We start from the raw sequence: 14,621 nt of genomic DNA on the forward strand, positions 1-14,621 counted from the left end.
ACTATTTGATAAATATTTTTTTGATGATAACCGCTCTATTGGTTACGATTCTACAGGCATAAAGCCCTGATTTTTGTTCTACGCTTACAGTAAATTGAGTAGGAGAAACAGTCGAGATTTTAGTACTGACTTCCCTTCCATTGAGGTCAAATACCCTGATTTCTTGGACACCATAAATGGCTGGAAAATCAATAGTGAAATCTCCTGATGAAGGGTTTGGATAGATCGCAAACTGTCTGGCTATGGCTTCATCTTCTATGGAAGTAACTACCTCTGTCACGCTGGCTTCATTGCTAAAAAGGGACTGACCTTGCGCATTGAATGCTTGCAATCTATAAAGCCAGTCCTTGGTAGGATCTGGTGAAGCATCTTCATAGGTAGTCCTATCTGCGGGTAGTTCTGCTATCATCTCCCACTCTCCAGCCGACTCCCTTCTATATACTTGAAATCCTTGCTCATCTGTGGCGCGGTCTCTCCAAGTTAGTTGGTTATTACTACCATTTTTGGCTATGCTTAGATTTGATGGTCGATTTGGCAAGCCTGAAAATTCTCTTCTCACACGAAGCTCATCTATCCAAAGAGAATCTCTTCCTGGAGATCCAAAGATTCCGTAGTTGATTAAAATTCTAATTTTAGCAATAGCAGTTAAATCTACCTGTCCTTGACCTGAGCCATTGAATCCACTGAAATCAAAAGCGTAATCATAAAATGCGCCATCAGCTATCAAAGGCAACAAGGTGAAGACTTGATTGCCACTAGTGACACGACCTTGCGCATCCTCTAGGTCTATACGCATGCTAACAGTCTGGCTTCTATTGAATGTTCTAATAGAAGCTTCCAGTATAGGATGATCGATCAAGTTTAAGCCTTGAGCTGGTGTGTAGCTAAGTGTAGGTAATGCACTTGGATTGGTTATGTCATAAGTCACTTTTAATGACTCATCCTCTAATTCTAGATCAAATGTGCCTCCGTTTGTCGTAAAGACGTTTTTTTGACTCGTTTGAAAACCATCTACCGAGTAGACTTCCTCTGTAGGCTTGAAAATCGTCTTTACATCAACTGTTTTTGTGTAAACTTGGCCTTCATATGTCATATTGAGCACTACACTCCCTGACTGATCATTCCAGTCCACATTGATGCTTGGAGTACCTTGTCCTGAGAGAATATCCACTCCAGCCGGCACCTCCCATTCATAGTCTGCACCAGTTAGATTGTTTGCATTGAGTGTGATGCCAGCTTGATTAGGCTGCACATATCTAGGTGCGGTGATATTAAGCTCTTCAAATGTCTGATATACTCTCACATAGTCCACTTCAAAGGTAGCTCTTGTGAGATTTGGATCTATACCATTGCGCTGACCGTTAGTTTCATACTGCGGATCACTACCGAAATTACCTCCCATAGCCATATTGATGATAATGAAAAAATCATCTTTAAAAGGCCAGTTTGAATCATTCTTGTTGGAAGGACTGTAGGTATAGTACAGCAAATCATCGACATAAAACTTAATCGACTCAGGGGACCAGTCAACAGCATATACTTTAAAGGAATTGCTTGCATTAGGCACCTGGACAGTTTGTGTGTTTTGAGTATTGCCAAAGCTAGATGGCGAGTGCAATGAAGCATGCACCTCATCTGGATTTTTCCCCACAAACTCCATCACATCGATCTCTCCACAAGCAGGCCAACTTCTAGAAGTGATAGACTCTCCCAACAGCCAAAGTGCAGGCCATGTGCCTGAACCAGTTGGTAGTTTGGCTCTAAATTCTACCCTGCCATAAGTAAAGTTAAATTTGTTTTGTGTTTTGATCCTAGCTGAAGTCCAAGCACTCCCAGACTTGATAGCATCTATGATCAGTAGACCATTTTCTTGTCTGATATTGCTATTACTCTGTGTATAGGATTGAACCTCATTATTTCCCCATCCACCTTGACCTGTGCCGAGGTCGTAAGACCAAAAGGTAGGATTAGGTGCTCCTGTGGTATTGAATTCGTCACTCCATATCAATTCATCAAATCGCTCTTGTGCGATCGTAGCTATAGAGACGAACAGCATACAGATACTGAACAGGAAGGGAATAAGCTTTTTCATGCTACTAGTGCAAATTGATGAAAGAAGCGACCCAGACTAGCTGGATCACTTCTTCAGATTTAACAGGTTTGAATTATTGTAATCTAAAATCGTCTACGAAGAATATACCTGGATTGTAGTGACCTTCTCCACCGATCTGCAATACGATACGATCGAAGTCTGTACGGTCTGCAAAAGCTGAGAAGTCAAAAGTAACCTCCACCCAGTTGTCCATCTGCGTCACGGGAACGATCACTTCTGCTTGCGTTTCAAAAGCAGCTGCTAGGTCTCCATTTTGTAGTTTGAGAGATACTTGTCTCAACAATCTTGGGTCTGGATTCCATACTTCTCCACCAGCTGTCTCATAGTCATTGTAGCTAGGAATGAAAACTTTCATCGTAAAGACATTGCGCTCTGTAATATCCATCTTATATGGTAGGTCTATGTAGACATTGTCAAAAGGAGCAGTTGTCTTGACATATCTAGCCACTTTAGCACTTGGGTTTGTAGCGATCATAGCAGGATTATCAAAGCTTTGATTGAATGCACCTATCTGATCTACACTCCAAGTGACATTTCCCTCTTCATCGAAATTGTCGAAAACATCTTCAGCTAGATATGGTACTTCTGGTACTGGTCTTTCAAATCCTTTTCTGATAAACTTCTGATACCAAGCTAATTCTCCATTGCGAGAGTCTAACTGACGGATGTGCATTTCGTCTTCTGTCAAAAGGGTAATCTCAAATCTAGATACACCAGTATAGTAGCTCATAAAGCCTCCATTAGATAAAATCAAAAACTTACGCGGACCTTCATCGACTATTGACCAAGTCATATCAGCAGCTGGATCGTGAGGAAGTGTTTGGTCTGCCCCATTTACTGATCCTCCAAAATCGCTCACATGCGCTTGGTTGATAAAAGAGCTTCCTTGATTTGCATAATCAACTCCAAAACCATCAAGCTTGAAAGTCAACTCATCATCATAATAGCCTTCACCTGCTTTTTCATTTGGGGCCGCCTGATAAAACTCAGGAAAAGTACCCCCAATCGGACCTACACCTAAGTGGCCAGCTACACCGCTATCTACTATCCATGTTTTTCCTTCTAATGCATTTGCCCCACCTGTGAGTAAATTATAATCTTCTCTATCTAGCATAAGCGCATTGGTCTCAGCGATATTGATCGTTTGAGAGTTAGTCGCTTTACCTGCCCTAGTGAAAATCGTCAATGTGATCTCATATTCACCCTGAATAGGGAACTCTCCAAATACCTCGTTGCCTTCCGCTGTAGAACCATTTCCAAAATTCCAAAGTGCTTTAAAGCCTGGAGAAGTATTATTGAAGCGAACTATATTTGGATTTTCAGCTGTAGGTGTAGCCGTGAAAGTCACATCTGCAGCTGTAGGAGCTTCTCCTAAGTCAGGCTTTGACTCTTCGAGCGGCTCACATCCTAGCCATACTATAGATACTAGTAGGATGGCTGATATTATTTTATAATATGTTTTCATTTGAATCTCTATTTAAAATGATTTAATAACCATCGTTTTGCTCGAGTAGACCATTTGACAAGTCTATTTCGTTTTGTGGGATTGGGAAGAACCCTCTAGTAGCTGGTCTGTAGGCCGTATTGAAATCAGCTTGATCTCCTTGGTATCCATCACCTCTGGTACCACTGGCATTGATCGCTGTCTCAGTAGCTGTTTGACCTTGTCTCAATAGATCCCAGTATCTGTGACCTTCTAGGGCTAGTTCTACTCTTCTTTCTCTCCAGATATTCTCGATATTAGCTGGCACAGGCGCAAGACCTACTCTAGCTCTTACTCTATCTAGATATGGTTGCGCTGCACCTACAGCACCTGTCTGCGCATGAAGCTCAGCTGCCATCAAGAGTACATCTGCAAATCGGATAGATCTGTAGTTGTTACCCCAGTTATGTTCCTGCTGTCCACTAGTAGGCTTGTAATCTTTGGCCGTAGTATATTTCTTACTGAAATAGCCTGTGTGCTGATAACCGATTGTTAAATCCCCATTAAATTCAGACTCCTCCAAGATAGTGGCTGCTCTACGTGGATCATTTGCCTCAAATGCATCGTACAAACTCTGTGTCACTGGTGCAAAACTCCATCCTGCCTCATAGTCTTCCACTCCCGGATCTGCTACTCTTGGACCTTGCATCTGAGCTTGCATGTTTCCTTCTCCTCCTTGGATATAGCCCCAGTCAAACCATGGAATCGCATTTGAATAGTTGATCTCCCAAATGGCTTCTACGCTAAGCTCATTATTACTTCTCCACAAAGAAGCATAGTCTGATACTAAATCAGCACCACTTTGTGTGATCACATCCTCTAGGTGAGTAAGTGCTCTTGCTCTGTCCACTGTGACACTGCCAGCCTGAAGGTCTTGGCCATATACTCCATTATAGAATAAGAAAACTCTTCCAAGCATAGCTTTAGCAGCCCACTTAGTGATACGACCACCTGTAGAAGCAATCGTAGCTTCTGGTAGACCTGGGATAGCTTCTTCTAAGTCTAAGGCGATTTGATTGTAAATATCTGAAACAGCAGCTTGTGGCTGATTGTACTCATCTGGATTTACTAGTTGAGTCAAAGTCAAAGGCACATTTTCAAATATTCTCACCAAATCAAAGTAAAAGTGTGCTCTCAAAAATTTCGCTTGAGCCGCAGCACTTGCTTCAAAATCAGGATCTAACTCTACACCTTCTAATTTCTCCAAAATCACATTGGCTCTATTGATACCGATGTAGTGCTTTCTCCATAGACCTGATATCTCCCCATTGGTTGTACGGATATTAAACTGATCTACTTCAATGATATTTGGTGAGTCAGTTCTACTCGCACCACCTGCATAAGCATCATCACTAGCGATGTCCATAAACATCGGAGTTGGATGAAAACCTACGACTGTATTCCACTGTAGCACGTCATAGACGGCTACCAAAGCCTCTTCAAAATCAGACTGTGTCTGAAAGAAGTTGGCATCGACCCTAGTATCTAAAGGTGGCTCATCTAAGAAATCTGAACAAGCAGTCATGCCAAATAGCATGTTAATCCCTAAGAACCACTTTACACTTTTGTATTTAAATATATTTTTCATTTTACTGATGATTAAAATGTGACACTGAAACCTACTCTGTATGTTCTGGCTTGTGGATAAACCCCTCTATCAACCCCAATATCCAATGAGCCTCTTGCACCGATCTCTGGATCAAATCCTGAGTAGTTGGTGAAAGTCAGCAAATTGTCCCCTGACACATATAATCTCATCCCATAGAGCTTCAATTTGCTCAATACAGCTGGAGTGAAATTATAACCTATTTGTAAAGTCTTTAATCTGACGAAATCTCCATCTTCGATGTACAAGTCAGAGATTCTAGAGTAATTGCCATTGGTATCATTGAAAGTAAATCTAGGCATCTCGTTCGTGCTACCTTCTCCTGTCCATCTGTCGAGGTATCTTGCTTGCATGTTTGAAGAAGAAAGATCATGTCTTCTTGTACCATTGAAGATCTGATGTCCAAAGGCTCCTGTAAAGAAGGCCCCAAAGTCAAAGTTTTTGTAGTTAGCTGACAGGTTGAAACCTAAAGTCACCTTAGGCGTAGGATTACCGATGATCGTACGGTCTTGATCGTTGATGACTCCGTCACCATTTCTATCGACAAATCTCACGTCACCTGGTACGGCATTTGGCTGTATCGGCTGACCATTGACTGCGTGTGAGGCCACCTGCTCTTGGTTTTGGAAGATCCCGTTAGTTTCTAGGCCCCAGAAGTATCCGATAGGAAACCCTACTTCCGCTAGTGCAACAGTACCATAAGTGGCAAAGCTTCCACCGATGAGTCGCTGCTCTGCATTTTCGATACCTGTTACCTCATTTTTATTGTAAGCGCCATTGATACCTACACTATAGCCTAGGTCACCAGCTTTGCCTTGATAGTTGATCGCTAACTCTACACCTGAGTTGCGTACATCTCCACCATTGACAAATGGCGGTGAGGAACCTACTACACCAGGGATTGGAGGAGCTACTAGTAGACCGATGGTCTTTTTGACATAATAATCAGCTGAGAAGAAAAGTCTGTCATTCAGGAAAGCCATCTCTAAACCGATATCTGTCTGCTCAGAAGTTTCCCATCTGATGTTTGGATTTGGCAATGTTCCAAGAGCTGATCCATTGACAAATGTAGGCTGACCATCTTCACCGATGAAAGTATAACCTCTACCGATACCGATCAAAGCCGCCCATGGATACTGTCCACCAATATTTTCATTACCATTTTGACCCCAAGAACCTCTAAGTTTCATGAAGCTAATGGTGCTGTTTCCTTTTAAGAAATCTTCCTCACTAAGGATCCAACCCGCACTGAATGAAGGGAATGAAGCGTATGGATTGTTACTTCCAAATCTTGAAGAACCATCTCTTCTAAATACCGCTGAGAACAGATATTTTCCTTGATAGTCATAGTTCAATCTACCAAAGAATGAAAGTAGCGTGCCCGCATAAGCTCCACCAAATACTGTAGCAGACTCTAGATCGTCTGTCAAGTTGATGTAAGCAAAAGCTGGATCATTAACCAAAAGGTTTTGTCTTGAACCTCCTACATTTTCAAACTGCGTTCTGATCGCAGTGGTACCACCGAGTAGTCTGAAATTATGATCACCAAATGATCTTTCATACTGAATCGTATTCTCTGACTGCCAAGTAAAGAATCTATCTGTTCCTTTGGAAACTAGTGATCTGTTATTGGCTTGAGCACCGTTGAGGAAAAATACTGGAGAGAAGTTATCATTAGAAACAAAAGCTAAATCAACACCGATAGTCGATCTCAAAGTCAAACCTTCTAGTGGAGTGAGCTCTAAAAATCCATTTCCTACAAACTTATCTACTTTCACGCGTCCATTGAGTACTTCAAGTCTTGCCAATGGGTTGACAATCTCCTGACCTATACGAGGAGAGATCGCGTAGACATTGCCATTAGCATCTCTTACTGCATTTGGATTGTAGTTAGCCAATCTAGCTGGATCTGTCTCAAATACTGGTGTGATCGGATCGATATTGATTGCATTGCTCAAAAGTCCACCAAACTCTTGATTGGCATCGATCGCTCTTCTTTTGATATGTGTGTAAGCGATGTTTGTTCCTACTTTCAAGTAGTCTTTTACTTGATTGTTAGTATTCAGTCTAAAAGTGATACGCTCAAACTTGGACTTATCACCACCAACAATCCCTTCTTGACCGAAGTATGATGCAGAAGTCACATAGTTGCTTTTCTGTGTACCGCCTGTGATCGTTACTTGTTGATTGGTGATAGGGGCATTTTCTGTGAAAAGCGCATCTTGCCAGTCAGTCCCCTCTCCGAAAGAGGCAGGATCTGCATAAGGTATCGAAAGACCAGCATTAGCCGCACCTTCATTCATCATGATAGCGTATTCAGTAGCATTAAGTACTGCCAGTTTCTTCCATGGATTCTGTACACCGTAGTAGCCATCGTACGTCACTCTCATCTCTCCGTCTTTCTTACCTGACTTAGTAGTGATGAGTACGACACCGTTGGCACCTCTAGCACCATATATAGAAGTAGAAGCTGCATCTTTCATGACATCTATTGATTCGATGTCGTTAGGATTTAGGAAGTCAATGCCTCCAACAGGAAAACCATCTACTATGTATAGAGGCTCTGCACTACCTGTAGTACCTGCTCCTCTGATACGTACTGTAGGCGCATCACCTGGCTGACCAGAGACATTGGTCACCTGTACACCGGCTACTCTTCCTTGAAGTGCCTGCTCTACACGAAGTACTGGAGTCTGTACGATCTCTTCTTGCTTGATAGAAGAGATGGCGCCAGTAATCTCACTTCTGACTTGAGTACCATATCCGACTACCACAACTTCATTAAGGGAGTTGATGTCTTCCTTCAAAGATACATTGATCGTAGTCTGCGAACCTACTCGAAACTCTTGGGTCACAAAACCAAGATAAGAGAACACTAACACTGCCTCACTTGATGGCACTTGTATCGTATATCTTCCATCTAAGTCAGTGATGCTACCTTCTGTAGTTCCTTTCACTCTGATGTTGACACCCGGAAGCGGTTCGTCTCCGGGAGAGGCAGTTACCGTACCTTGGACGGTCACTTGCTGTGCGTATGCTATCCCACAAATGTGAACTAGCAGAACCAGTAAAATTTTTTTCATAGGGGTCTATTGTTAAAAATACATTTTGGTATTGAAATCGATTGCACAAGTAACCATATCTCTCAAGCAATCACAAACTCTACACTACATCACAACCTCAACAAGGAGCCAAAAAACACTACATCAATACTACATCAATTGTGTATAAAAATTGCTTATTTGCTTTATTTAAAGCACTTTTAAAAAAATATTATTTCACACACTCAAAATGTATTGATTTTGTCAAAAACACAGTAAAAGCAATATAATTAGCTTATGAAATACCAAATATATCGGCTACTCATAGTCCTACTCATGTGTATAAGTTTTGCAGATCAGCTGTTTGCACAATACACACTTTCTGGGACACCCTTCATCACCAACTTCTCTACACAAGATTTTGGTGGAGGTATTCAGACATGGTACATCACACAAAGCAGTGATGAGATCATCTATGTAGCAAATAACTTTGGCGTGCTAGAATATGACGGCAGTAGCTGGCAAGTGCATCGCTTAAAAAATACTACCAAAGTTCGATCAGTATTGGCGACTAGCGATGGTAGAATATATGCAGGTGCTCAAGGTGATTTTGGTTTTTTTGATGCAGATAGTAGCGGGCAACTTCACTACACGAGTATAGCAGATAGCTTAGAACGAAGGTTTCGAAACTTTGATGAAGTATGGCGTATTTACCAGCATGATCAGCATGTGTATTTTTTTACCTTTAAAAACATCTTCAAATACACTCCTGCAACTCATCAACTTCAAGTAATCACGTCAGAGGATCCTCTAGAGTACTCCTTTTATGTGAATCGTCAAGTATATTCTCTGGTTAGAGGCAAGGGCTTAAGCATCCTCCGCAATGATAAGCTGGAATTACTTCCAGAGGGTAGCTTTTTCAAGCAGATACAAATCTCAGCTATCGTCCCCTATGACAAAAGTCAAATACTGATTTTCACTTATCGAGATGGCATCTATATATATGATGGACTGAAGCTTAGACCTTTTGACTTGCAAAATGGTGATCAGATAGAAAAATCCATCATCAATAATGTACTATTGCTCAAGGATGGTAGATACGCGGTAGGTACCCAAAACGATGGACTTTTTATCATCAATGCAGCTGGAGAAATACTTCAGCATATCTCTAAAGAGAAAGGCTTGATCGATCGCACCGTACTTTGCATGTTTCAAGACAAATATGAAAATCTATGGCTTGGTCTCAATAATGGCATATCCATGGTAGAGCTCAATTCTCCATTCACTACAATCGATGAAAAACTAGGACTGCCAGGTGCGGGATATGCAGCTTCTTCCACAGCAGACAGCTATTTTCTAGGTACTAACAATGGTGCTTACCAACTTAATAAGAAGGAAAAAAATATTTCTAGTATCGAAAATACACTAGGTCAAGTCTACAGCTTCGGGGTGATCGAAAATGACCTTCTCATAGGACATCATAATGGGCCTATGATACTCAAAAATAAAGAAGCACAACTCATCTCTGATGTGCAAGGCGCTTGGACATTTGCACAAGTGCCAGGACATCCTGAAAAGCTTATCCTTGGCACCTATCAAGGACTCAGCCTGATGGAAAAAATCAATGGCAGGTGGCAGTATCGATATCACTTTGAGGGATTTGATGAGTCTTCGCGCGTGTTGGAGTTTGATGAAAATGGCCAACTATGGATGGCTCATGGATATAAAGGTATCTACAAAATACAATTTGATCCCAACTACCAGCAAATAGAGAAAGTAGACTTTTACAACTCTGAAAAAGGCTTTCCTAGCGACTTACTCATCGGTATGGAAAAAATCAGAAATGAGCTGTTATTCCCAGCTGAAACAGGCATCTACACCTATGATACAAAAACCGATCGATTTGTACTTGATGAGCGATATGCAAAGATTTTTTCACCTTCAGAAAATATCATCAAGATCAAAGAAGACGTATTAGGGAATATTTACTTCATGAGTAATCAGCGTATAGGTGTCTTGAGATTTGACAACTTTGGCCAAGCCACGCTCACTACAGATATATTCAATAAGATACAGAAGTACCTGAATGATGACTTAGCTAATATCTCCATTATCGATCCTAAAAACATCCTTTTTGGTGCTAAAGAAGGTTTTATTCACTATGACCCTGATAAGAAAAAGGAGCTGAAAAGCTTCCAAACACATATCAGGAGAATCACCAATACGAGTAATGGTGACTCGATACTGTACTATGGTAAAGTCGATCCGATACCAGCTGATTTTCACTATGCTGAAAACTCTTTGAGATTTGGTTTTTCAGCTACTTTCTATGAGGACCCAAAAGCTACACAGTACCAGTGGATCTTAGAAAACTTTGATAAAGACTGGTCAGAATGGACTGCTACAACAGAAAAAGAATACACTAACTTACCAGAAGGTAGCTACACATTCAAAGTTCGGTCTAAAAACATCTATGGCACTTTGAGCAATGTTGCTTCCTTTGAATTCATAGTACGCCCACCATTTTACAGGAGCAAATTTGCTTATTTGTTTTACACTGTTGGAGGGCTTATCCTATTTGGTATGGCCTACTTTTATTTAGACAAGCGATTCAATAAAGAGAAGAAAATGATCATGCTCAAACAAGAGCGTGTATTGAATCAAAAAGATACGGAGATCAAGCAAATCACCAATAAAAGTGAGGAAGCCATCATGCGTCTAAGTAATGAGAAACTGCAGTCAGAGATCGAGCATAAAAACAAAGAGCTTACCTCCTCCACTATTCACTTGATCAATAAAAATGAACTCCTCAGCTCTGTGAAATCAAGGCTTGAAGATATGGTCAAACGAAATTATAGTGGAAAAGATGAACTCAAGCGACTGATCAAAGAAATGGAGCAAAATATCTCTAGTGATAAAGATTGGAATCAATTCGAGACACACTTCAATACTGTTCACGGAGATTTCACCCATAGACTGCTGGAAAAATATCCGCAACTCACGCCTCAAGAGATCAAGCTAAGCGCCTACCTCAGACTCAATCTGAATACCAAAGAGATCGCTCATTTGCTCAATATCTCTGTGCGTGGTGTAGAGATCAGCCGATACAGGCTGCGCAAAAAGCTTGACTTAGATAGAAATGATAACCTGACAGACTTTATGCTCAGATTTTAATTTGTAGAAAAAGTAAGTGTTTACTTCACCTTATAATAAGACCTGTACCATTTGACAAATTCGGCTAGGCCCTTTTCTATACTAGTACTTGGCTTAAAGCCTACTTCTCGCTGCAGTGGCGATATGTCTGCATAAGTAGCTACGACATCTCCATCTTGCATAGGGAGCAATTCCCTTTTAGCTTTTTTACCTAAGTGCTCTTCTAGTACTTCGATGAAGCGATTGAGTTCAACAGGCTCATTGTTCCCTATATTAAAAACTCTGTAAGGAGCAAAACTAGCCGAAGGATCAGGAGTATTAGCATCCCATAGGGTACTATTAACCGCAGGTATGTGAGGAATCAAGCGATAAATCCCCTCCACGATATCATCTATATAAGTAAAGTCACGCTTCATCTTACCAAAGTTGAAGACTTTGATAGGCTTTCCACTGAGAATATCTCTGGTAAAGGAAAAATAAGCCATATCTGGCCTACCATAAGGCCCGTAAACAGTAAAGAAGCGTAAGCCTGTAGTCGGTATCCCATAGAGATGCGAGTAAGTATGTGCCATCAACTCGTTTGACTTTTTAGTCGCTGCATAGAGTGAGACAGGATGATCTACGGCATCTTGCACTGCAAATGGCATCTTCACATTGGCACCATAGACAGAGCTGGAAGAAGCATAAATCAGGTGTTTGCAAGTATATTTTCGGCATGCCTCTAGCACGTTCAAAAAACCGCTGATATTACTTTCGATGTAGGCTTTGGGATTTTCGATCGAATAACGTACGCCTGCCTGCGCTGCTAGGTGAATGATGTAGTCAAACTTACCCTTTTCAAATAGCTCATTGATAAAAACAGCATCGGTCAAATCTCCTTGATGAAAGGAGAAATTAGCCAAAGGAAGCAGTTCTTTAAGCCTAGCTTCTTTGAGACTAACCTCATAGTAGTCATTGAGATTGTCTAGCCCAGTCACTTCAAAGCCTTCTGCACAAAGTCTTTTACTCAAAAAATAACCTACAAACCCAGCCGCTCCTGTGACTAATACTTTATTTGATTGCATACTTCAAAGATTTTGGCCAAAGATAAAAGCTTTTAGAAATCTACGTCAGGATTTCATGATTTTCCGTCTGCTCAATGGCTTTCATGTGTATATTTGCGCCATGCTGATCAAAGAAGTCACGGCACTTTTCAAAAAAGAACTCATACTCGAATGGCGACAAAAGTATGCCCTCAATGGCATATTACTTTATGTAGTCAGTACGGTATTTATCAGCTATCTCAGTTTCAAATCAATCGATGAGATCACTTGGAACGCACTCTACTGGATCATCATGCTCTTCTCAGCGGTAAATGCCGTAGCGAAGAGCTTCATTCAAGAGAGTAGTGGTCGCCAACTTTATTATTACACTTTGGCGAGTCCTGAAGCGATCATCCTATCCAAGATGCTGTATAATACACTACTCATGCTAGTCCTAGCCACTTTAGGCTATACTGTATACAGTCTAGTGTTGGGAAATCCTGTAGGTGATCAAGGATTATTCATTGTGAATATGTTATTGGGTGCTGTAGGATTTTCGGCTTGTCTCACTATGGTCTCTGCTATTGCTTCTAAAGCAGGCAATAATGCTACTTTGATGGCTATTTTAAGTTTTCCAGTGATAATTCCCATCCTTTTGATGGTGATTCGCGTATCCAAAAATGCCATGGACGGTATCGACAGGGATCTAAGTATGGATAAGCTTCTTACACTCATTGCAATCAACGCAATCGTATCGGTCGTTTCCTTCATGCTTTTCCCTTATCTATGGAGAAGTTAGCGAACCTAGAAGTTTAAAAATAAGTTATTGATAAAATAAAAAACGCATGCTCAAACACTGGTGGAAAATACTCACAATAGCCCTGCTTATCTTCACATTGATAGGTGGTTTGCTATTTGACGTACCCCGTCTCGCTATCCTCAACGAAACCATCAGAGCACTGCATTTTCATGTGACTATGTGGTTTGCGATGATTTTGCTGCTGTTAGTCGCTGCTATCTACTCTATCAAATATCTAAAAAGCGGCAATATCAAACATGATGATATAGCGGTAGAATTTACCAATACTGCCTTGGTCATGGGTATGCTAGGGATTTTTACTGGTATGATCTGGGCCAAATTCACTTGGGGTGACTACTGGAATGGAGATCCTAAGCAAAATGCTTCTGCTATAGGCATCCTAATGTACTTTGCGTACATCATCTTGAGAAATTCGCTGGAAGACAGACAGCAGCGTGCTCGTATTGGTGCGGTGTACAACATATTTGCTTTTGCTGCATTGATCCCTTTGCTTTTTGTCCTTCCTAGACTAACTGATAGCCTCCACCCAGGCAATGGCGGAAATCCGGGTTTCAATGCCTATGACCTTGATAGTAAGCTCAGGCTAGTCTTCTACCCTGCGATCATCGGGTGGACGCTTCTCGGAGTGTGGATGAGCACATTGAAGATTCGTCTTAGAGTCGTCCAGAGAAAAGTGGAGGATAGAAAATTTGCTTAATGCTAAACCAAAAACAATGAAGAAGTTATTAATTATCATGTTCTTGTGCCTTTCCATGACTACCTTTGCGCAAGAAAAATACGAGGTCACTGATGCCGACTACCAAAACACACAAGTAGAGATGGCAGATAAGATGCGTGCTGATGGAAAGATCTACGTATTGGTTGCGATCATTGGAGCTGTGATGTTTGGCTTGATAGGCTATACGATCAGCATAGATCGCAAAGTGAGTAAATTGGAAAAAGAAGTTAAGTAATCTACCATGAAAAAAGTACACCTATTTGGAATCGTAGTTATCGCTGTAGCCATTATGGTGATCATCTCTACTGCGGGTGACGCTAGCTCTTATGTCAACTTCAGTGAAGCTAAAGAGATGTTTGACAATGGGAAAACTACCAAAATACACGTAGTAGGAGAACTCCCAAAAGATGCTGCAGGACAAGTAAGAGGGATAGAAAGAAGTGAAGACAATCTTTCTTTTTCATTTATCCTAGTAGATGAAAATCAAAAAGAGCAGCGAGTCTACTACAATGAGCCCGTGCCAGCAGACTTCACGATGGCAGAGCAAGTCGTAGTCATCGGTGGATATCGCAATCAAGAGACTTTCATCGCAGACAAGATCTTGATGAAGTGTCCTTCAAAATACCAAGAAACAGAAATTAAATAATCCTTATCCTCAAAGAGCC

Annotated in this window: 10 protein-coding genes; 5 read left to right on the forward strand and 5 right to left on the reverse strand. The window is 41.2% G+C overall.

Annotated features, from left to right (window positions below):
- Nucleotide 1: 1 nt before the first annotated feature.
- The 4 genes from I5349_RS12885 to I5349_RS12900 form a co-directional block, all read right to left on the reverse strand.
- The gene (locus I5349_RS12885) at nt 2-2,092 is read right to left on the reverse strand and encodes a family 16 glycosylhydrolase (RefSeq protein ID WP_226391192.1); all 2,091 of its coding nucleotides are present in this window, start codon (nt 2,090-2,092) and stop codon (nt 2-4) included.
- A gap of 73 nt (nt 2,093-2,165) precedes the next feature.
- Nucleotides 2,166-3,578, reverse strand: coding sequence for a PKD domain-containing protein (locus tag I5349_RS12890; RefSeq protein ID WP_226391193.1), 1,413 nt, complete (start codon nt 3,576-3,578; stop codon nt 2,166-2,168).
- Nucleotides 3,579-3,600: 22 nt separating this feature from the next.
- Nucleotides 3,601-5,184: a RagB/SusD family nutrient uptake outer membrane protein gene (locus I5349_RS12895; RefSeq protein WP_226391194.1), complete on the reverse strand. Its 1,584-nt coding sequence runs from the start codon at nt 5,182-5,184 to the stop codon at nt 3,601-3,603.
- An 11-nt stretch (nt 5,185-5,195) separates the two neighbouring features.
- Nucleotides 5,196-8,285 (reverse strand): SusC/RagA family TonB-linked outer membrane protein, encoded by a 3,090-nt coding sequence (locus tag I5349_RS12900; RefSeq protein WP_226391195.1) that lies wholly within the window; start codon nt 8,283-8,285, stop codon nt 5,196-5,198.
- Between the two features lie 255 nt (nt 8,286-8,540).
- Between I5349_RS12900 and I5349_RS12905 the strand changes: the two genes are divergently transcribed.
- Nucleotides 8,541-11,417, forward strand: a complete 2,877-nt coding sequence (locus tag I5349_RS12905) for a triple tyrosine motif-containing protein (RefSeq protein WP_226391196.1) — start codon at nt 8,541-8,543, stop codon at nt 11,415-11,417.
- Between the two features lie 20 nt (nt 11,418-11,437).
- On the opposite strand, the gene I5349_RS12910 is transcribed toward I5349_RS12905, so the two are convergent.
- The gene (locus I5349_RS12910; protein WP_226391197.1) at nt 11,438-12,460 is read right to left on the reverse strand and encodes an NAD-dependent epimerase; all 1,023 of its coding nucleotides are present in this window, start codon (nt 12,458-12,460) and stop codon (nt 11,438-11,440) included.
- A 100-nt stretch (nt 12,461-12,560) separates the two neighbouring features.
- Between I5349_RS12910 and I5349_RS12915 the strand changes: the two genes are divergently transcribed.
- From I5349_RS12915 to I5349_RS12930, 4 genes are read left to right on the forward strand one after another with little or no spacing between them, the layout of a single operon-like run.
- Complete coding sequence (locus I5349_RS12915) at nt 12,561-13,217, forward strand: heme exporter protein CcmB (protein ID WP_438865900.1); 657 nt, start codon at nt 12,561-12,563, stop codon at nt 13,215-13,217.
- Nucleotides 13,218-13,263: 46 nt separating this feature from the next.
- A complete protein-coding gene (gene ccsA, locus I5349_RS12920) occupies nt 13,264-13,935 on the forward strand; it encodes a cytochrome c biogenesis protein CcsA (RefSeq protein WP_226391198.1) in 672 nt (223 codons plus the stop codon).
- 16 nt (nt 13,936-13,951) lie between these two features.
- The gene (locus tag I5349_RS12925) at nt 13,952-14,191 is read left to right on the forward strand and encodes a CcmD family protein (protein ID WP_226391199.1); all 240 of its coding nucleotides are present in this window, start codon (nt 13,952-13,954) and stop codon (nt 14,189-14,191) included.
- Between the two features lie 6 nt (nt 14,192-14,197).
- Nucleotides 14,198-14,602: a cytochrome c maturation protein CcmE domain-containing protein gene (locus I5349_RS12930; RefSeq protein ID WP_226391200.1), complete on the forward strand. Its 405-nt coding sequence runs from the start codon at nt 14,198-14,200 to the stop codon at nt 14,600-14,602.
- Nucleotides 14,603-14,621 lie beyond the last annotated feature (19 nt).

Origin of the sequence: Penaeicola halotolerans (assembly GCF_016464625.1) — a bacterium.
In the GTDB taxonomy this organism is placed as follows: Bacteria; Bacteroidota; Bacteroidia; order Cytophagales; family Cyclobacteriaceae; genus Penaeicola; species Penaeicola halotolerans.